This is a genomic window from Microbacterium sp. (genome assembly GCF_047607465.1).
Lineage (GTDB): Bacteria > Actinomycetota > Actinomycetes > Actinomycetales > Microbacteriaceae > Microbacterium.
The window spans coordinates 77188-96567 of the sequence record NZ_JASGCY010000007.1 but is presented as its reverse complement, the minus strand read 5'-3'; the positions used below and the strand labels follow the sequence as shown (position 1 = coordinate 96567).

Below are 19380 nucleotides of genomic sequence, written 5' to 3'. Positions count from 1 at the left end.
TTAGGCTCGAAGAAGCCTGTGAACACAACTTAGGAAGCGCCTCGGCGCAGGAGAAGAGTCCCACCATGGCACCGACCACCAAAGAAGCTCAGCGTGCCGAGCTGCACAAGACTATCTGGCGCATCGCGAACGACCTGCGTGGCAGCGTCGACGGCTGGGACTTCAAGACGTACGTGCTGGGCATGCTCTTCTACCGCTTCATCTCCGAGAACCTGACCGCCTATATCAACAAGGGCGAGCGCGACGCGGGCGACACTGCGTTCGATTACGCACGTCTGCCTGATGGGCAGGCCGAGTACGGCCGGGCCGAGACGGTGGCCGAGAAGGGCTTCTACATCCTGCCCTCGGAGCTGTTCCAGAATGTGCGCGAGCGGGCTCCGCGCGACGCAAACCTGAACGAGACTCTGGAGCGCGTCTTTAAGAATATCGAGGGTTCGGCGGTCGGCACCGACAGTGAGGACGACCTCAAGGGTTTGTTTGACGACCTCGACGTCAACAGTTCCAAGCTCGGCAATACGGTTGCTAAGCGCAACGAAAAGCTGGTGAAACTACTCGACGCGATCGGCGACCTACCCCTGGGCAACTTCGGCGACAATTCGATCGACCTGTTTGGGGATGCCTACGAGTACCTGATGCAGATGTACGCTTCGCAGGCGGGAAAGTCCGGCGGCGAGTACTACACGCCGCAAGAGGTCTCCGAGGTGCTCGCGAAGATCACGGTCGTCGGCAAGACCCGGGTGAACAAGGTCTACGACCCGGCAGCCGGTTCCGGCTCTCTGCTGCTGAAGTTCGCCAAGGTGCTCGGGCGTGACAACGTGGGCGGTTTCTTCGGTCAGGAGATCAACCTGACCACCTACAACCTGGCCCGCATCAACATGTTCCTGCACGACGTGAACTACGAGAAGTTCAGCATCGCGCACGGCGACACTCTGACCGATCCGCAGCACTGGGACGACGAGCCGTTCGAGGCGATCGTCTCCAATCCGCCCTACTCGATCAAGTGGGAAGGTGATGCGAACCCGCTGCTCATCAATGATGAGCGGTTCGCCCCTGCCGGGGTGCTGGCTCCGAAATCGAAGGCCGATCTCGCGTTCACGATGCACATCCTGTCGTGGCTGGCGGTGAACGGCACAGCAGCGATCGTCGAGTTTCCCGGGGTGCTTTACCGTGGCGGTGCAGAGCGGAAGATCCGCCAGTACCTCATCGACAACAACTATGTCGACGCCGTGATCCAGCTTCCGCCGGATCTGTTCTTCGGCACCACCATCGCGACCTGCATCATCGTGCTGAAGAAGTCGAAGACCGACAACGCAGTGCTGTTCATCGATGCCTCGGCCGAGTTCACCCGGGTCGGGAACAAGAACAAGCTGCAGCCCGCGAACCAGGAGCACATCCTGGAGCGCTTCACCGCCCGCGAGGACGTCGACCACGTCGCGAAGGTCGTGTCGAACGAAGACATTGCCGCGAACGACTACAACATCGCTGTGTCTTCGTATGTCGAGCAGGAGGACACCCGCGAGGTCGTCGACATCCAAGCGCTCAACGCCGAGATCGCCCGCATCGTCTCCCGCCAGGCCGAACTGCGCACCTCCATCGACGCGATCGTCGCTGATCTGGAAGGTGGCGCGGCATGACAGAGGAGCCGTCTGGAGAAGTGATCCTCTATCAGCGCGACGACGGCGCACCGGCGCTTGAGGTGCGTCTTGACGCTGAGACCGTGTGGCTGAGCCAGCAGCAGATCGCCGAGCTGTTTGGAACCACGCGTGAGAACATCACGATGCATCTTCGAAACGTGTTCGATGAGGGAGAACTTGACCGGCAGGCAACCAGTAAGGATTTCTTACAGGTTCGGCAGGAGGGAACCCGAACGGTGCGCCGCAGCGTCGTGCATTATGATCTCGACGCCGTCATCTCGGTCGGTTACCGGGTCAAGAGCAAGGTCGCCACCCAGTTCCGCATCTGGGCGACCGAGCGGCTGCGCGACTATCTTGTGCAGGGCTTCGCGATTAACGAGCAGCGGCTCGAGCAGCTCGGCGCCATAGTGCAGATTCTCGCCCGATCCCAAGACGAACTCGTCGCTGGGGGCGCCGATGTGCTGGCCGAGTATCTGCCCGGTCTCACCCTGCTGCGCGACTACGACGAAGGCAGCATTGATAACGCTCCTGGGTCGGTGCCCGATTGGACACTCACGCTCGTCGAGGCGCGGTCGGTCATCGCGCAGGTGGCAGCCGAGTTCCCCGATGACGGACTGTTCGGTAGGGAGCGTGGCGACGCTCTCGATGGCGTCATCGGTGCGATCTACCAGGGCTTCGGTGGGCAGGATCTTTACCCCACCGTCGAGGAGAAGGCGGCGAACCTGCTCTATCTGGTCGTCAAAGATCATCCGCTCTCGGACGGCAACAAGCGCAGCGCGGCGGCGCTGTTCGTCACCTTCCTCGCGCGCAACGGACTGCTCGCGGGTGTAGGCGGCACGCCACGCATCACGAACAACGCGCTTGCCGCGATCACCCTCATGGTCGCCATGAGCGACCCCCGGGAGAAAGACCTCATGGTTTCCCTGATTGTCCGCATGATCACGGAGGGAGCCGCATGAGCCGCATCGATGAGCTGATTGCCGAGCTGGCGCCGAAGGGCGTCGAGTTCAAGACGCTGGGTGATATCGGCGAGTTCGTTCGCGGCAATGGCCTGCAGAAGTCCGACCTCACCGACGAGGGCGCGCCCGCCATCCACTACGGTCAGGTGCACACCCACTACGGCGTCTGGGCCGAGACGACGAAGTCGTTCACCGATCCCGCCCTGGCCGCCAAGCTGCGCCGTGCGAAGCCGGGCGATCTGGTCATTGCGACAACGAGCGAGGACGATGCGGCGGTGGCTAAAGCGACCGCATGGCTCGGGCGTGGTGAAGTCGCAGTAAGCGGCGATGCATACATCTACCGACACACGGTCGATCCTCGGTACGTCTCCTACTTCTTCCAGTCCGAGCGGTTTCAGGAGCAGAAAGTCCGGTACATCACCGGAACTAAAGTTCGTCGCGTCTCCGGGGACGCACTTGCGAAGATCCGAATCCCCGTGCCGCCTCTCGAGGTGCAGCGGGAGATCGTGAGAATATTGGATCAGTTCACTCAGCTGGAGGCGGAGCTGGAAGCGGAGCTGGAAGCGGAGCTGGAGGCTCGGCGCCGCCAGTATGAGCACTACCGGGATCAGCTATTGACCTTCCGCGAAGCGGGGGGGGGTCCGGTGGATTCCGATGGGTGAAATCTGTGTCAAGGTTTCTTCGGGTGCGACTCCGCTTGCTGGCCGCGCTGAATACTACAAAGAGGGAACCGTCCCGTGGCTCCGTACCCAGGAAGTGGTTTGGCGAGACATCTGGGAAACCGAGGTGAAGATCACTGATCGGGCGCTCAAAGAAACCGCGGCTAAGTGGATTCCCGAGAATTGCGTGATCGTTGCGATATCTGGTGCAACCGCGGCGCGTGCAGCAGTAAACAAGATCCCTCTTACCACCAACCAGCACTGCTGCAACATGGAGATCGACCCTGAAAGAGCGAACTATCGCTACGTGTTCCATTGGGTGAGTGCGAACTACGAGAGGCTCAAGTCGCTTGGTCAGGGTGCGCGTTCGGATCTGAATGCTGGGCTCATCAAGTCATTCCCCATCGCAATTCCTCCACTTGCCGAGCAAGACCGGATCGTTCACGTGCTCGACAAGTTCGACGCGCTCGTGAACGACCTGAGCATCGGTCTCCCCGCCGAGCTCGCGGCGCGCCGGAAGCAGTACGAGTACTACCGCGATCGTCTCCTGACGTTCGAGGAGGCATCCGCATGAGTGCGGTGCCCGGGCCGCCGTTCACGATCTCTATCCGTGCGGCGGACGCACTGGCGAAGATCGTGGAGCGCATCACGCGGCTCGAAGTGGGCACCGACTACCGGCTTGACATCCGGCTGCACAGGGAGCACCGGGTGCAGTCGATCTACTCGTCCCTCGCGATCGAAGGCAACCAGCTCACGCTCGATCAGGTATCTGATCTTCTGGGCGGCAAGCGCGTCTGGGGGCGCCCTGCAGACATCCGCGAGGTCGAGAACGCTCGCGACGCCTACGACAGGTTGCTTTCCTTCGACCCGTACGATGTCGCCGACTTCCTCACCGCGCACACCTTGCTCACTCAGGGGTTGATCGAGGAGGTGGGTCGGTTCCGGGCCGGAGACGTCGCCGTGTTCGAGGGGGACGCCCAGGTGCATATCGGTGCGAGACCACAGTTCGTGCCGGAGCTCATCGGCGGGCTGTTCGACTGGGCGCGCACGACGAACCTGCATCCGGTTCTGCTGAGTGCGATCGTCCACTGCGAGATTGAGACCGTGCACCCCTTCGCTGACGGCAACGGGCGGATCGGACGGTTGTGGCAGACTCTCATCCTGGCTCGGTGGAACGACTCCTTCGCGGCGCTGCCCATGGAATCGGTCGTCTTTCAGCGCCGGCCCGAGTATTACCAGTCGTTGCGCACAGCGCAGCTGGACAACGATGCCACCGGCTTCATCGAGTTCAGCCTCGACGCGATCCTGGGCGCTATCGACGGTGTGCTCGTCTCCTATCGTGGCGGAACAAGTGGCGGAACAAGTGGCAGAACAAGTCGGGATGCCGCCGTGCTCGACGCACTTCGCACCGACCCGACGTTGACCGGGGCTGCCCTGAGCGACCTGCTCGGCATCCCGCGCCGCACCATCGAGCGCAGGCTGAGCGCTCTGAAAGCATCCGGGCATCTTCGGCGCGAAGGCTCGACGAAGGCGGGGCGTTGGATCGTCCTGAAGGAGCACGTATGAGGTACGAACCGATTGCCGTGTCGACGGAGAGCACAGTGGTCGCTGAGTTCACCCCTGACACGCATGCCGAGGCTTCGTACCAATCGGAATCCGCGCTGGAGCGGGAATTTCTCCGACTGCTCGAATCCCAGGCCTACGAGTACCTCCCCGTCACATCCGAGGAGCAGCTGGTCGCCAACCTCCGCGCGCAGTTGGAGGCTCTGAACCACATCACGTTCTCCGACGCGGAGTGGCAGAACTTCTTTGAGAATGTGATCGCTGGGAAGAACGATGGCATCGTCGAGAAGACGGTGCGCATCCAGGAGGATCACGTCCAGCTGCTCAAGCGTGACGACGGTTCTACGAAGAACGTCACTTTGCTGGATAAGCAGAACATCCACAACAACCGGCTGCAGGTCATCAACCAGTACGAGATCGACCGTGCCGACCCTTTTGACGAGACCAGTGCGGGCGGGCGTTATGCGAATCGCTACGACGTGACGATCCTCGTGAACGGCCTACCGATGGTGCACATCGAGCTCAAGCGTCGCGGCGTCGACATTCGTGAGGCGTTCAACCAGATCGACCGCTACCAGCGCGACAGCTTCTGGGCGGGCTCGGGCCTGTTCGAGTACGTGCAGCTGTTCGTGATCTCGAACGGGACGTTGACGAAGTACTACTCGAACACGACCCGCAGCCAGCACATCAAGGAGGGGCGGGCTTCGGCAGGCTCAACCACCGGTTCCCGCCGGAAGACGTCGAACAGTTTCGAGTTCACGTCGTGGTGGGCGGACAGCACCAATAGGCCGATCCAGGATCTGACGTCGTTCGCGAAGACGTTCTTCGCCAAGCACGCCCTGCTGAACATCCTGACGAAGTACTGCGTACTGACTGCCGACCGGCTGCTGCTGGTGATGCGTCCGTATCAGATCGTCGCGACGGAGCGGATTCTGCAGCGGATCGACATCGCCACGAACTACAAGCGGCTCGGCGCGGTCGATGCCGGCGGTTACGTGTGGCACACCACCGGCTCAGGCAAGACACTGACCAGCTTCAAGACCGCGCAGCTCGCCTCAGCGTTGCCGAGCGTGGACAAGGTGCTGTTCGTTGTCGACCGCAAGGATCTCGACTATCAGACGATGCGCGAGTACGACCGCTTCCAGAAAGGCGCGGCGAACTCGAATACATCTACGGCGGTGCTGAAGCGGCAGCTCGAAGACCCGGCGGCGAGAATCATCATCACGACGATCCAGAAGCTCTCGACGTTCATCAAGACGAACAAGGGGCACGCGGTCTACGACCAGCACGTCGTCATCATCTTCGACGAGTGTCACCGTTCGCAGTTCGGTGACATGCACACCGACATCACTCGCTCGTTCAAGCGGTACAACCTGTTCGGCTTCACGGGCACGCCGATCTTCGCCGCGAACAGCGGCAGCGGTGGCAACCCACAGCTGAAGACCACGGAGCAGGCGTTCGGCGAGAAGCTGCACACGTACACGATCGTGGACGCGATCACCGACAAGAACGTGCTGCCCTTCCGCATTGACTATGTCAACACGGTCAAGGTCGGCACTGTCATCGACAAGCAGGTCTCCGCGATCGACGCAGAGAAAGCGCTGCTCGATCCGAAGCGCATCGGCGAGATCGTCAGATACACGCTGGAGCACTTCGACCAGAAGACGAAGCGCTCCTCCAGCTATGAGCACTCGGTCGTGACGAACGTGGCGGAGGCGGCGCGTACGCGGCAACAGGCGGAGGCGCTGCGCGAGCGGAAGCGGGTGCGGGGCTTCAACGCGATCTTCGCGACCGCGTCGATCGACGCTGCCCGCCGCTACTACAACGCCTTCCAGATTCAGCAGGAGCAGCTCCCGCCCGACAAACGGTTGAAGATCGGGCTCATCTACTCCTACGGCGCGAACGAGGCGGCCGATGACGGCATCCTCGATGACGAGGCCTTCGACACCGACGCGCTGAGCACCGACGCGCGCGGCTTCCTCGAGGACGCCATCCAGGACTACAACGACTTGTTCGGCACGAGCTACGACACCAGCGCCGACCGGTTCCAGAACTACTACAAGGACCTCTCGCAGCGGCTCAAGAACCGGGAACTCGACCTCGTGATCGTGGTCAACATGTTCCTCACCGGGTTCGACGCGACCACGCTCAATACCCTCTTCGCTGACAAGAACCTGCGCGCGCACGGCCTGATCCAGGCATACTCGCGCACAAACCGCATCCTCAACTCGGTGAAGACGTACGGCAACATCGTCGCGTTCCGCAACCTTGAGGAGGAGACCAACGCGGCGCTGGAGCTGTTCGGCAACAAGGACGCGCGTGGTGTCGTGGTGCTGAAGCCTTACGGCGATTACTACGGCGAGTATGCCGAGAAGGTGCAGGAGTTGCTGACTGAGTTCCCGCTCGGGCAGCCGATAATCGGGGAGAGCGCTCAGAAAGAGTTCATCGGGCTGTTCGGCGCGATCCTGCGGCTGGAGAACATCCTCACCTCCTTCGACGACTTCGCCGGTCACGAGATCCTCACAGAGCGTCAGGGGCAGGACTACCGCGGTGTTTATCTCGACCTCTACGCGGAGTTCCGTAAGGAGAAGACGGCGGAGAAGGAACGCATCAACGACGATGTGGTCTTCGAGATCGAGCTGATGAAGCAGGTCGAGATCAATGTCGATTACATCCTCATGCTCGTTGCCAAGTACCGGGAGCAGTTCGGCGACGGGGCGGACAAGGAAATCCGCTCCGAGATCAGCCGCGCCGTCGATGCCAGCCCGACGTTGCGCAACAAGAAAGATCTCATCGAGGCTTTCGTTGACGCTGTGTCGGTCGACGGCGCGATTGACGAGGAGTGGCAGGAGTTCATCGCCGCCAAGCGCGAAGCGGAGCTGGCGGCGATCATCGAGGAGGAGAACCTCCGCGCAGACGCCGCCCGCGCGTTCGTCGAGACGGCGTTCCGTGACGGGGCACTGCGAACCACCGGCACCGCGATCACGAAGGTGCTCCCTCCTGCATCCCGCTTCGCCCCAGGCGGAGGCCACGGCGAGAAGAAGCAGCGCGTCATCCAGAAGCTCGGCGCATTCTTCGAGCGATTTTTCGGACTGAGCGCGGGAGGTGACGACTGATGTCTGGCGCAGGCAAAGACGACACGAAGGCGACCATGATCAAGGTCGTCTATTTCGACGAAGAGTCGGCGTCGGACTAGTCCTCTACCGAGCGCCTCGTCCGGGCCGACGAATCAATGCAACGACACCAGGGGCAGTCGGCAGCCGTGTCAGACCCGAACGAGGCGTGACCAGTCTCAATGTCGGCGGCGGCGCCTAGACTCGTAAAGCCATGACCGAAGCCCCTCTCATCGTCCCCGGATCCGTCGGCCCCCGCTCCTTGGGAGACCCTGGGCAGGACGCGCTCCTCGCGGGTCTCAACCCACAGCAACGCGATGCCGTGACCTATCGCGGCCCGGCGTTGCTGATCGTCGCGGGCGCCGGCTCGGGCAAAACCAGCGTGCTCACGCGGCGCATTGCCTCGCTGCTGCGTTCGCATGAGGCGTGGCCGAGTCAGATTCTTGCAATCACCTTCACGAACAAGGCCGCAGGTGAGATGCGCGAGCGGGTCGAGAGCATCGTCGGCGAGGCGGCCCGTGGCATGTGGATCTCGACCTTCCACTCCGCGTGCGTGCGGATTCTCCGCCGCGAGGCTGAGCAGTTCGGCTTCACGAAGTCGTTCACGATATACGACTCCGGCGATTCGAGGGCGCTCATCAAGCGCCTCGTCAAGGAGCACGAGGCCGACGCGTACGGGCTCACCCCCGCATCCGTCCAGTCCCGCATCTCGAAGCTCAAGAACGAGCTGTCGGATGCTGAGGGCTACGCCCGTCAGGCGAACATGTCGGACCCCGCCGAGCGCATCTTCGTCGAGCTCTTCGCCGACTACCAGCGCCAGCTGCAGAAGGCGAACGCCTTCGATTTCGACGACCTCATCGGGCAGACGGTGTACCTGTTCCGCGCGTTCCCGCAGGTCGCCGACACGTATCGTCGGCGGTTCCGGCACATCCTCGTCGACGAGTACCAGGACACCAACCACGCGCAGTACGCCCTGATCCATGAGCTCACTCGGCCGGTCTCGGGCTCTTCGGCGGGCGCAGGGACCGGGTTCGAGGGCTCGAACGGCATGATGATCTTCGAGCCCGACCCCTCGGCGGGCTCAGGAACAGGCATGGCGGAGGGCGCCTCGCTCACGGTCGTCGGCGACTCCGACCAGTCGATCTACGCCTTCCGCGGCGCCGACATCCGCAACATCAGCGAGTTCGAGCGCGACTTCCCCGGCGCGAAGGTCGTGCTGCTCGAGCAGAACTATCGCTCGACGCAGAACATCCTGTCCGCCGCGAACGCCGTGATCGGCAACAACTTCGACCGCAAGGACAAGAAGCTCTGGAGCGACAAGGGCGACGGCGACAAGATCATCGGCTTCACCGGCTACTCGCAGCACGATGAGGCCCAGTTCGTCGCCGACGAGGTCGAGTCGCTGCGCCGTGCCGGGTACCCGTACTCGGAGATGGCCGTCTTCTACCGCACCAACTCGCAGTCGCGTGCGCTGGAGGAGATCTTCATCCGTTCGGCCGTGCCGTACAAGATCATGGGCGGCACGAAGTTCTACGAGCGGGCGGAGATCAAGGACGCCCTCGCCTACCTCGTCGCCGTGGCGAACCCCGCCGACGAGATGGCGGTGCGCCGCATCCTCAACAAGCCGCGCCGCGGAATCGGCGAGGTTACGGAGACGGCGATCGCGAGGTTCGCCGAGGAGCACGGCATCACCTTCCGCCAGGCGCTGTCGGTGCCCGACCAGCTGGGCTTCGGACCCAAGATCCAGGCTGCGATCGGCCAGCTCGACGCGGTGCTCGCCGAGGCGACCGAGATCATGCTGCCGGCTTCCGGTGAGGTGCCGCCGCCGACCTCCGTCGCCGACGGTCTCGGCGTGCTGCTCGCGAAGAGCGGATATCTCGACGCGCTGCGCGCCAGCCGCGACCCGCAGGACGAGGCGCGCGTCGAGAACCTCGACGAGTTCGTCGCCGTGGCCCGCGACTTCGCGCGCAACAACACCGATGGCACGATCGTCGACTTCCTCACCGAGGTGGCGCTCGTGTCTGACGCCGACGACCTCGACGACGAGTCGGGCTCGGTGTCGATGATGACCATGCACACGGCGAAGGGACTGGAGTTCGACGTCGTGTTCGTCACCGGCGTCGAAGAGGACCTCATACCGCACCGGATTTCGGCGGGGGAGCCTGGCGGCCCTCAGGAGGAACGCCGCCTGTTCTATGTCGGTATCACCAGGGCGCGCAAGCGCCTGCACCTGTCACTCGCCATGACCAGAGCACAGTTCGGCGAGGTGTCGGTCGCGATGCCCAGCCGCTTCCTGCAGGAGATCCCCGCCGGCCTTATCGACTGGCGGCAGTCGCCGGGCGATGTGAACTCCCGCGGCGGCATGCAGTCGCGGGCGCTGAACGCGCGCCGGCCGGGCGGCTTCGGGGGCACCGGCGGGTCCGGCGACCGCTTCGGCGTGAAACCGCTGCCGGGTCGCGATCAGCTGAAGCCCCTGTCGACGGCGATGGACAAGATACCGAACCGTGTGACCGCCAAGATGCGCGACAACGGCGACCTCGAACTCGCCGCGGGCGACCGCATCCGTCACTCCGACTTCGGCGAGGGCCGCGTGGACGCGGTCACCGGAGAGGGCGCCAAGCGCATCGCGCACGTGCGGTTCGATGCGGCAGGACAGAAGAAGCTGCTCATCAAGGTCGCCCCGATCGAGAAGATCTGACGCACGGCGGTCAAGTGCGCGCCCGGTGCGCGGGGACGGTGCGTTCTCACCAGCGGCGATTAGGCTGAAGTCACTATGGCCCTGTTCTCCCGCCGCAAGAAGTCCGATGACGCCGCCGCCGCGGCATCCGACGCCGCCGAATCCGACGCCGAATCCGAGATCGACGCCGCGGCTGCGGCTGTCGTCGAGGAGCCCGTCGCCGAAGAGCCAGCACCGACGGTCGCCATCTCGGTGCAGGCGTTCCGCGGCGTCGGTGCGCAGGCGGGGCCCGAGGTCTCGCTGAGCGAGCCCGAGAACGCGCCGTCGACGTCGGCGCCGCACCTCGCCGCCTCTCGTCCGACGCCGCCGGCCCGCGCCGCGGAGCCGGAGGAGCGTCTGCTTCCCCTGGCGCCCGCGCTGCCGCCGGAGCAGACCGAGACGGTGCCGGGGATGAAGGACAACGTCCTGCTGCGCGAGGCGCTGAAGCAGATCGAGAAGGGCGCGAGCAACGCGCAGCTGCTCGGCGTGCTGCGCCAGGCGCTCCAGGGGCATCTGTACATCCGTGTCAACGGCGACGCCCGCACGCAGATCGCCGAGGGGAAGCCGCTCTCGGTCGCGGTCGTGCGCGACGGCGACCGGCAGTTCATGCTCGCATTCAGTTCGGCCGCCGCGGTGCGAGACTCCGTCCAGCTCGAGGCCGACCCCGCAGCGACCTCGGCGGTCGCCCAGCCCGTGACCGCGGTGATGCAGCAGGTCGTCGCCGGCGACTTCGCGGGGCTCATCATCGACAACGCGTCGGCCCCGCACCGCGTGGTCTTCCCGACCGAGCTGATGGCACGTGCCCTCGAGCAGGGCGACACCGAGATGACCGTGAAGACACTGCTGGCGGCGCCGCGTGCGCAGGACACCGCGGTGAAGGTCGGGCAGGCGCTCGCGGCGAAGCGGATGTGGGTCGCCGTCAACGACGGCACGACCGGAGCCCCCGTGGGGATCGCCGAGGCGCAGACCCCCGACGGCAGGCGCTTCCTGCAGCTCTTCTCGCACCCGCTCGAGGTGATCGCCCTTGGGCGCGGCGACCGCCCGCTGCCGTTCGAGCCGGCGCAGCTCGCGAAGGTGCTCACCGGGCATGCGGAGATGGCCGGAGTGATCGTGGATCCTGCCGGACCCACGCTCATCGTCGAGCGCGACGCGCTCGCGCCGGTGCTCGTGCACGCGGTGGAAATCGAGGAGTAGCCGCCCCGCGAGCGGTGGTCGTGGTCGGTTTGTCGGGTGCGGATGCCGGTGCTCCGGCGTGTCGGGTCGGATTCACCCGACATTCGGCAATCGGCCCGACAAAGTGCCCGCCACCTGACGGCATCCGAGCGCCGACGGACAATGGCGACGGCGGATTCTTCTCCAAGAACCCGCCCAAGGGCACGCCCGATTTCGTCGACGCAGTGACCGTGACGTACAACAGCGGGCGCCAGCATCCGCAGCTCGTGCTCAACCGGCCGAGCGCGATCGTCTGGGCCGTGCAGATGAACACGATCGTCTTCCACCCCTGGGCCTCGCTCGCGACCGCCCCCGACGACCCGGTCGAGCTGCGCGTCGACCTCGACCCCCAGCCGGGCACGGACTTCGCGGATGCCGTCGCCGCAGCTCTCGCGCTGCGCGAGGTGCTGCGCGAGGCCGGGCTGACCGCGTTCGTGAAGACGAGCGGCAATCGCGGTCTGCACGTGTTCGCGCCGATCGTGCCGGAGCACGAGTTCCTCGACGTGCGGCACGCGGTCATCGCCGCCGGCCGCGAGCTGGAGCGCCGGATGCCGGGGCAGGTCACGATGAACTGGTGGAAGGAAGAGCGCGGCGAACGCATCTTCATCGACTTCAACCAGGCCAATCGCGACCGCACGATGGCCGGCGCCTACAGTCCGCGGGCGCTGCCGGGGGCGACGGTGTCGACGCCGGTGCACTGGGACGAGCTCGTCGGCCTCGATCCGTCGCGGTTCACGGTGCGCAGCATCCCGCAGCGGCTCGCCGAGGTCGGCGAACCGTGGGCGGGCATGCAGGACGCACCAGGGCGCATCGACACGCTGCTCTCCTGGTGGGAGCGCGACAGGGCAGACGGGCTCGGGGAGCTGCCCTTCCCTCCGGAGTTCCCGAAGAAGCCGGGGGAACCGCCGCGCGTGCAGCCGAGCAAGAAGGTGGCCGCGCACTGGGACGAGAACGGCGAGCCCGCCTGAGGGCCGCAAGCCCGGGGCGGACGACCTCAGGAGCGGAACAGCTCGTCGAGCGTCGCTGGCGTGCCGGCGTCGGCCAGCGCCGTGCGCGCCGCGTGCCAGCCGGCGAGCCCGTTCACGCCGGGGCCGGGGGGCGTGGCCGCCGAGGCGAGGTACACGCCCTTCATCGGCGTGCGCCACGGTGTCGTGCCGAGAACGGGGCGGCGCAGGGCGTGCGGGATCGTGAACGCGCCGGCGAGGATGTCGCCGCCGATCTCCGACGGGTTGATCGCTTCGCGGGCGGATGCCGGCACCGAGTGCGTCGCGAGGATCAGGTCGCGGAATCCGGGTGCGAAGCGCTCGACCTGCTGCGTGATGAGTTCGGTCGCATCCAGCGGGGAGCCGTGCGGCACGTGGATGTAGGCCCAGAGGACGGCCTTGCCCGCGGGAGCCCTGATGTCGTCGAACACCGAGGGCTGCACGGCGAGCACGTACGGACGCTCGCTGACCCGCCCGTGCGCGACCGCGTTCTCGCTCGCCCAGATCTCGTCCCGCGTGCCGCCGAGGTGGACCGTCGGTGCGCGGGCGACGTCGGGGTTCGTCCACGGGATCGGTCCGTCGAGGGCGAAGTCGACTTTGGCGGCTGCGGGTCCGTAGGCGTAGGAGCGCAGCGCGCTGGCGTAGCGCGCGGGGACGTCCGGGTGGGTGAGGGCGAGGCGCGGCGAGGTGTTCAGCAGCAGCAGATCGCCGCGTGCCGGGTCGCCCCAGTCGAGGGTGGCGAGGTCCGTGACGTGCACTCCGGTCAGGGCCGTGCCGCGGTGGGCCTCGAGGTCGGCGACGAGCGCGTCGGCGATGCGCTCAGCGCCGCCGCGCGGGTGCATCCAGCCGCCGGCGTGGGCGAGGGATGCGAGCAGGAGGCCGGCGGCGGCGCCGGCGAGCGATGGCATCGGAGTGTTGGCATGGGCGAAGACGCCCGCGATCATGCCGGCGGCCTCGTCGGTGCGGAAGGTCCGCTTCGCCAGCGGCGTGCCCTCCTGGAGCATCCGCGTCGCGAAGCGGATCGCGGTGAGCGGGTCGCGGGGAACCCGCAGCATCTGGCTGCCGGTGAAGTCGACGACGCCGTCGATGTGCCGGCTGAGCGGGCGCAGCAGCGACAGCCAGGCATCCCGATCCGTGCCGAGAGCGCGGGCCGTGTGCTCGATGTCGCGCCAGGCGATGCCGGCCCGGCCCCCGTCGAGCGGGTGGGCGTAGGAGATGTCGGGCCGGATCCACTCGACACGCTCGGCGAGTCCGAACGCTCGGAAGAACGGCGAGGCGAGGGCGGCCGGATGCACGGCCGAGCAGACGTCGTGCAGGAAGCCGGGCAGCGTCGCCTCGGTCGTGCGGACGCCGCCGCCGACGGTGTCCGCGGCCTCGAGCACCTGCACGTCGTACCCCGCGCGTGCCAGCGACACGGCGGCCGCCAGCCCGTTCGGCCCCGACCCGACGACTGTTGCGCGCACCATGCCCTCAGTGTCGCACGCGCAGGTCGAGGTGAGATCATGGAGGGGATGAACGAAGTACAGGGCCCGACCCCGGCCGGCACCTCCCGCCCCTACCGCTCACTGACCGAGGCGCTGCGCGCGCACCGCATCGCCCCCGAGAACCACGAGTTCATCGCAGCCATCACGGATGCCGTCGGCATCTCCTCCTACATCGACCGTGGGCGCTACATCGAGGCGATCCGCCGCGGGGATGGCGCCGCCTTGCACATCGGCCGCACGTACACGAACGGCTTCGCCGAGGACGAGGTCGTCATGATCGGCTCCGTGCCGCTGCGCCTGCAGCCGAGCGAAGGGCGCGCCCCGTACTTCTACGTCGTGCACCCCAGCGAGCTGCCGCAGGCGGCGGCACCCGGCGCGCGCTCGAAGCGACCGGCATCCGCTCGTCCCGCAGCGTCGCGCACGCCGACCGTGCCCCGTGCTCCGAAGCCCGCCGAGCGCGACTACGGCGTGTGCGACGTGTGCTTCATGGTGAAGACCCCCTCCGGCGGCTGCGGCTGCGGCTGAGCAGCGCGCACCGGAGGGTCGCCTGTCGAGACGCGTCAGTCGAGCCGGGTGCGCAGGCGCCGGGTGATCTCGGCGATCGGCATCGACCGTGGGAACACGGCCACGACGACGTCGTCGGACGACTGCGCCGTCTCCTCCTCCAGCACCCCGTAGCGTCGTCGCACGTCGAGCAGCGCGGTCTGCAGCGTGGACAGCGGCACCTTCTTCCTGCCGCGCAGCAGCTGGCGCAGCACGTGGTTGTGCACGGCGGTGACGAGGGCGGCGAAGCCGACGGCGTCGAGCGGGTCGATACCGGGCAGCGAACGGCGCAGGTACTCGTCGAACAGGCGCTCGTAGCGGAACACCGTGACGATCTCGCGGTCGCGCAGGGCCGGTACGCGGCGCACGATCTGGTAGCGGCGGCGGGCGAGGTCGGGGTCGTCGGCGAAGTACGAGTACACCGATTCGGATGCCGCGCACACGGCCTCCCACGGGTCGTCGTGCCCTTCGGCGAGGAAGTCGCGCAATCGCTCGAGCAGCACCTCGTGGTCGGCGAACACCACGTCCTCCTTGCCGCCGAACTGCCGGAAGAACGTGGAGCGGGACACCCCGGCCGCCTTGGCGATCTGCTCGACGGAGGTCTGCTCGAAGCCCTGGCTCTGGAACAGTTCGAGCGCTGCGGCGACGACGGCGGAGCGCGGCGATGCGGATGCGTGCATGACGAAAGCCTAGATCGTCTGCGCTGCGGATGGCCGTTCGTGTCGGCATCCGGAGCAGTCATCGACGCGCCAGAATCCGCGGGGAGCGCCTATCCCGAGGTAGTAAGCTGTGAGACTGGTCGATGTCTCGACATCGAGAGAAATCCCAGGACGCATTCCAGTGAAGGAACCACAGTGGATCTGTACGAGTACCAGGCGCGAGACGTTTTCGAGAAGTACGGAGTGCCGGTCCTCGCCGGCATCGTCGCCGACACCCCCGAGGAGGTGAAGGCAGCCGCGGAGAAGATCGGCGGCGTCGTCGTCGTCAAGGCGCAGGTCAAGACCGGTGGTCGCGGCAAGGCGGGCGGCGTCAAGGTCGCGAAGACCCCTGACGAGGCGTACGAGGCGGCCAAGGCCATCCTCGGCCTTGACATCAAGGGCCACATCGTCAAGCGCGTCATGGTCGCGCAGGGCGCGGCGATCGCCGAGGAGTTCTACTTCTCCGTGCTGCTCGACCGCGCCAACCGCTCGTACCTCTCGCTGTGCAGCGTCGAGGGCGGCATGGAGATCGAGCAGCTCGCCGTCGAGAAGCCCGAGGCGCTCGCCCGCGTCGAGGTGAACCCCCTCACCGGCATCGACAAGGAGAAGGCGGTCGAGATCGCCCGCGCCGCGAACTTCCCCGAGGACCTCGTCGAGAAGGTCTCCGACGTCTTCGTGAAGCTCTACGACGTCTACAAGGGCGAGGATGCGACCCTCGTTGAGGTCAACCCGCTCGTGCGCACCGAGTCGGGCGACATCATCGCCCTCGACGGCAAGGTCACGCTCGACGACAACGCGAGCGAGATCCGCCACCCCGAGCACGAGGAGCTCGAGGACAAGGACGCCGCCGACCCGCTCGAGGCGAAGGCCAAGGCGTCCGGCCTCAACTACGTCAAGCTCGACGGCGAGGTCGGCATCATCGGCAACGGCGCTGGTCTCGTCATGTCGACGCTCGACGTCGTCGCGTACGCCGGCGAGAACCACGGCGGCGTGAAGCCCGCGAACTTCCTCGACATCGGCGGCGGCGCCTCGGCGGAGGTCATGGCGAACGGCCTCGACGTCATCCTCGGCGACCCGCAGGTCAAGAGCGTCTTCGTGAACGTCTTCGGCGGCATCACCGCGTGCGACGCCGTCGCCAACGGCATCAAGGGCGCGCTCGAGGCGCTGGGCGCCACGGCATCCAAGCCCCTCGTTGTCCGCCTCGACGGCAACCGGGTCGAGGAGGGCCGTGCGATCCTCGCGGAGTACGCGCACCCGCTCGTCACACTCGCCGCCACCATGGACGAGGGCGCCGACAAGGCCGCCGAGCTCGCAGGCGCCTGAGACTTAAGGACTAGAAGAATGTCGATCTACCTCAACAAGGACTCCAAGGTCATCGTCCAGGGCATCACCGGCGGCGAGGGCACCAAGCACACGGCTCTCATGCTGAAGGCCGGCACCCAGGTCGTCGGCGGCGTGAACGCCCGCAAGGCCGGCACCACGGTCTCGCACACCGACAAGGACGGCAACGCCGTCGAACTGCCCGTCTTCGGCTCTGTGGCCGAGGCCATCAAGGAGACCGGCGCCGACGTGTCGATCGCCTTCGTCCCCGGCGCCTTCACGAAGGCCGCGATGATCGAGGCCATCGACGCCGAGATCCCGCTGCTCGTCGTGATCACCGAGGGCGTGCCGGTGGGCGACTCGGCCGAGGCCTGGGCCTACGCGCAGAGCAAGGGCAACAAGACCCGCATCATCGGCCCGAACTGCCCCGGCATCATCACCCCCGGTGAGGCTCTCGTCGGCATCACCCCGGCGAACATCACCGGCAAGGGACCGATCGGCCTCGTGTCGAAGTCGGGCACCCTGACCTACCAGATGATGTTCGAGCTGCGCGACCTCGGCTTCTCGACCGCCATCGGCATCGGCGGCGACCCGGTCATCGGCACCACGCACATCGACGCGCTCGAGGCTTTCGAGGCCGACCCCGAGACCAAGGCGATCGTCATGATCGGCGAGATCGGCGGCGATGCCGAGGAGCGTGCGGCCGACTACATCAAGGCGCACGTCACCAAGCCGGTCGTCGGCTACGTCGCGGGCTTCACGGCCCCCGAGGGCAAGACCATGGGCCACGCCGGCGCCATCGTCTCCGGCTCCGCAGGCACCGCGCAGGCGAAGAAGGAGGCCCTCGAGGCCGCCGGCGTCAAGGTCGGCAAGACGCCGTCGGAGACGGCCGACCTGATGCGCGCGATCGTTGAGGCGCTCTGATCTGAGCTAGACTCGCGGAGAAGACCCCGGGCTCCACCCCGGGGTCTTCTTGCGTCCGGACGGGGCTGCTACCGTGATTCGGGTGGAGGGGTCAGCAGTCCTGGGCGGACGACGGCGTGCGGGTGATGAACTCGCGCTTTGCCTGGTGATGACGTCATGACGCCGTTCCCGGTGCCGGTCGCAGGCTGGTACGCCATCTCGAGCACGCCCCCGCTGCTGCGGTGGTGGGATGGGTCGGCGTGGACCGACCAGCTGGTCGCAGGAGCGAGCGCGACGAACCCCGGAACCCCCGTGACCGCTGCCGCGCTGCTGCGGCGGGAGCGCGTGATCGCGGTGTGGATCTGGGGTGTCGCCGCCTCCTGGCTCGTGCTCGGCGTGGTCGCCTACGTGACCGGCGGGAGCGGCATCCTGTGGCTGCTCGCTCCGGTCCCGTTCGTGGTGGGTGCGGTCATCCTCGAGTCGCGGCTGGCGACGCGACGCCGCCTGCTCGCCCCCGACGCCGCACCGCCCTTCGGACTGGTTCCGGTGCGCTGACCTCGGCGGGAACGCGCCAGGATGAGGTGCACCTGTTCAGGTCGAGACGATGCAGCGGAGCCCGTCGGACATCTCGCGCAGCACGGACTCGCCCAGCCGCGCGCGCAGGGCCGCGTCGACCGCCGCGCCCATGCTCTCGTGGCCGCTGACGTAGATCCACGCCATCTGCTCGATCGGCTCGTCGACGAGCAGATCGGTGACGCGCTCCGGCCTCAGGGCGAGGCGCAGCGAGCTCAGGCGCCCCGCGCGGAGATGCTCGCGCAGCTCTTCCTGCACCCAGGGCGCGAGCTGTTTGTCGCCGAGTCCCCAGACCAGACGGATGCCGGATGCTCCGGCGCGCAGCGCCGCGAACACGCCGGCGGCTCCTGATCCGGTGACGACGGCGAGTCCTGGCCCGTCGTGCGCGACGCGGTGCGGATGCGGCAGCACTCGCGCCTCGACCACGTCGCCCGGTCGGACGCGAGCGAGGAACGACGCGGCCCGCGGCGGCATGCCTGCGGTGTGCGTCACCTGCAGCCTCACGTCGCTCGCCTCGACGCCGGCGACGGTGAAGAACCGCGGTGTGATGCGTTCGGCACGTGCGGGATCCGAATCCGTCGATGCGCTCAGATCGACGACGCTCTCGAGAAGTCCGCTGGCGCCGACACGCGCCCACCGGGACGGACGGTGCGGGATCGGGGTCGTCCAGAACCGTGCGGCCGTCACCGCGTCAGCGGCTGCGATGCGGTCGAGGTCGTTGCGCCACAGCACGTGCAGCATGTCTCCGGCATCCACGCCCACCTCGCCGCGCAACGTGACCTCGATCACCGATGTGCGGTGGCCCTCGGCCAGCATCCGCGTCTCGACGACCTCGAACGCCACCGGGTCGGCGCGCATGATCGTGCGCACCTGTCGCTGGTACGCGTGGAAGGCGAGCCCTCGGCGGGTGCGCTCTCGCGGTGGCAGGGCGACCAGTGCGGCACGTACGACGTCTTCGGCGTGCGAGCGGATGGCGCGTGCCGCGGTGACGCGCGCTTCACGGCGAGTGCTCATCCGTGG

Annotated in this window: 16 protein-coding genes; 13 read left to right on the top strand and 3 right to left on the bottom strand. The window is 66.6% G+C overall.

Annotated features, from left to right (window positions below; translation table 11 throughout):
* Positions 1-65 precede the first annotated feature (65 nt).
* The 9 genes from QM568_RS01160 to QM568_RS01120 all read left to right on the top strand — a co-directional run bounded on the left by QM568_RS01160 (position 66) and on the right by QM568_RS01120 (position 12824).
* Positions 66-1634 carry a type I restriction-modification system subunit M gene (locus tag QM568_RS01160; RefSeq protein ID WP_415134967.1) on the top strand — a complete coding sequence of 523 codons (1569 nt, stop codon included), beginning with the start codon at positions 66-68 and terminating at the stop codon, positions 1632-1634.
* A complete protein-coding gene (rhuM, locus tag QM568_RS01155) occupies positions 1631-2593 on the top strand; it encodes a RhuM family protein (protein WP_415134965.1) in 963 nt (320 codons plus the stop codon). The genes QM568_RS01160 and rhuM overlap by 4 nt, the downstream gene beginning before the upstream one ends.
* Positions 2590-3255 (top strand): restriction endonuclease subunit S, encoded by a 666-nt coding sequence (locus tag QM568_RS01150; RefSeq protein WP_415134963.1) that lies wholly within the window; start codon positions 2590-2592, stop codon positions 3253-3255. Before rhuM ends, QM568_RS01150 begins: the two co-directional genes overlap by 4 nt.
* Entirely contained in the window at positions 3248-3826 is a 579-nt protein-coding gene (locus QM568_RS01145; RefSeq protein ID WP_415134961.1) for a restriction endonuclease subunit S, read from the top strand. The genes QM568_RS01150 and QM568_RS01145 overlap by 8 nt, the downstream gene beginning before the upstream one ends.
* Positions 3823-4818: a Fic family protein gene (locus QM568_RS01140; protein ID WP_415134959.1), complete on the top strand. Its 996-nt coding sequence runs from the start codon at positions 3823-3825 to the stop codon at positions 4816-4818. Before QM568_RS01145 ends, QM568_RS01140 begins: the two co-directional genes overlap by 4 nt.
* Positions 4815-7931, top strand: a complete 3117-nt coding sequence (locus QM568_RS01135) for a type I restriction endonuclease subunit R (protein WP_415134957.1) — start codon at positions 4815-4817, stop codon at positions 7929-7931. Before QM568_RS01140 ends, QM568_RS01135 begins: the two co-directional genes overlap by 4 nt.
* A 211-nt stretch (positions 7932-8142) precedes the next feature.
* Positions 8143-10626, top strand: a complete 2484-nt coding sequence (locus QM568_RS01130) for an ATP-dependent helicase (RefSeq protein WP_415134955.1) — start codon at positions 8143-8145, stop codon at positions 10624-10626.
* A gap of 75 nt (positions 10627-10701) precedes the next feature.
* Complete coding sequence (locus QM568_RS01125; protein WP_415134953.1) at positions 10702-11838, top strand: SseB family protein; 1137 nt, start codon at positions 10702-10704, stop codon at positions 11836-11838.
* Between the two features lie 14 nt (positions 11839-11852).
* Positions 11853-12824, top strand: coding sequence for a DNA polymerase domain-containing protein (locus QM568_RS01120; protein WP_415134951.1), 972 nt, complete (start codon positions 11853-11855; stop codon positions 12822-12824).
* Positions 12825-12850: 26 nt separating this feature from the next.
* On the opposite strand, the gene QM568_RS01115 is transcribed toward QM568_RS01120, so the two are convergent.
* On the bottom strand, positions 12851-14305 hold the full coding sequence (locus tag QM568_RS01115) for a phytoene desaturase family protein (protein ID WP_415134949.1): 1455 nt from the start codon (positions 14303-14305) through the stop codon (positions 12851-12853).
* A 45-nt stretch (positions 14306-14350) separates the two neighbouring features.
* Here QM568_RS01115 and QM568_RS01110 point away from each other — a divergent pair, with 45 nt between their 5' ends.
* Complete coding sequence (locus QM568_RS01110; protein ID WP_415134947.1) at positions 14351-14848, top strand: hypothetical protein; 498 nt, start codon at positions 14351-14353, stop codon at positions 14846-14848.
* Positions 14849-14883: 35 nt separating this feature from the next.
* Here QM568_RS01110 and QM568_RS01105 read toward each other — a convergent pair whose 3' ends face one another.
* The gene (locus tag QM568_RS01105; RefSeq protein WP_415134945.1) at positions 14884-15546 is read right to left on the bottom strand and encodes a TetR/AcrR family transcriptional regulator; all 663 of its coding nucleotides are present in this window, start codon (positions 15544-15546) and stop codon (positions 14884-14886) included.
* Positions 15547-15720: 174 nt separating this feature from the next.
* Between QM568_RS01105 and sucC the strand changes: the two genes are divergently transcribed.
* From sucC to QM568_RS01090, 3 genes are all read left to right on the top strand, one after another.
* A complete protein-coding gene (gene sucC / locus QM568_RS01100) occupies positions 15721-16887 on the top strand; it encodes an ADP-forming succinate--CoA ligase subunit beta (protein WP_415134943.1) in 1167 nt (388 codons plus the stop codon).
* Between the two features lie 18 nt (positions 16888-16905).
* Positions 16906-17808, top strand: coding sequence for a succinate--CoA ligase subunit alpha (sucD, locus tag QM568_RS01095; RefSeq protein WP_415134941.1), 903 nt, complete (start codon positions 16906-16908; stop codon positions 17806-17808).
* A 138-nt stretch (positions 17809-17946) separates the two neighbouring features.
* The gene (locus QM568_RS01090) at positions 17947-18342 is read left to right on the top strand and encodes a DUF2510 domain-containing protein (RefSeq protein WP_415134939.1); all 396 of its coding nucleotides are present in this window, start codon (positions 17947-17949) and stop codon (positions 18340-18342) included.
* Between the two features lie 36 nt (positions 18343-18378).
* On the opposite strand, the gene QM568_RS01085 is transcribed toward QM568_RS01090, so the two are convergent.
* Complete coding sequence (locus tag QM568_RS01085) at positions 18379-19374, bottom strand: hypothetical protein (protein ID WP_415134937.1); 996 nt, start codon at positions 19372-19374, stop codon at positions 18379-18381.
* Positions 19375-19380 lie beyond the last annotated feature (6 nt).

Coding starts and splice junctions, on each gene's coding strand:
- rhuM (WP_415134965.1), top strand. CDS start 1,631: ATGACAGAGGAGCCGTCTGGAGAAGTGATCCTCTATCAGCGCGACGAC.
- QM568_RS01105 (WP_415134945.1), bottom strand. CDS start 15,546: ATGCACGCATCCGCATCGCCGCGCTCCGCCGTCGTCGCCGCAGCGCTC.
- QM568_RS01115 (WP_415134949.1), bottom strand. CDS start 14,305: ATGGTGCGCGCAACAGTCGTCGGGTCGGGGCCGAACGGGCTGGCGGCC.
- QM568_RS01135 (WP_415134957.1), top strand. CDS start 4,815: ATGAGGTACGAACCGATTGCCGTGTCGACGGAGAGCACAGTGGTCGCT.
- QM568_RS01145 (WP_415134961.1), top strand. CDS start 3,248: ATGGGTGAAATCTGTGTCAAGGTTTCTTCGGGTGCGACTCCGCTTGCT.
- QM568_RS01125 (WP_415134953.1), top strand. CDS start 10,702: ATGGCCCTGTTCTCCCGCCGCAAGAAGTCCGATGACGCCGCCGCCGCG.
- QM568_RS01150 (WP_415134963.1), top strand. CDS start 2,590: ATGAGCCGCATCGATGAGCTGATTGCCGAGCTGGCGCCGAAGGGCGTC.
- QM568_RS01085 (WP_415134937.1), bottom strand. CDS start 19,374: ATGAGCACTCGCCGTGAAGCGCGCGTCACCGCGGCACGCGCCATCCGC.
- QM568_RS01160 (WP_415134967.1), top strand. CDS start 66: ATGGCACCGACCACCAAAGAAGCTCAGCGTGCCGAGCTGCACAAGACT.
- QM568_RS01140 (WP_415134959.1), top strand. CDS start 3,823: ATGAGTGCGGTGCCCGGGCCGCCGTTCACGATCTCTATCCGTGCGGCG.
- sucD (WP_415134941.1), top strand. CDS start 16,906: ATGTCGATCTACCTCAACAAGGACTCCAAGGTCATCGTCCAGGGCATC.
- QM568_RS01130 (WP_415134955.1), top strand. CDS start 8,143: ATGACCGAAGCCCCTCTCATCGTCCCCGGATCCGTCGGCCCCCGCTCC.
- QM568_RS01110 (WP_415134947.1), top strand. CDS start 14,351: ATGAACGAAGTACAGGGCCCGACCCCGGCCGGCACCTCCCGCCCCTAC.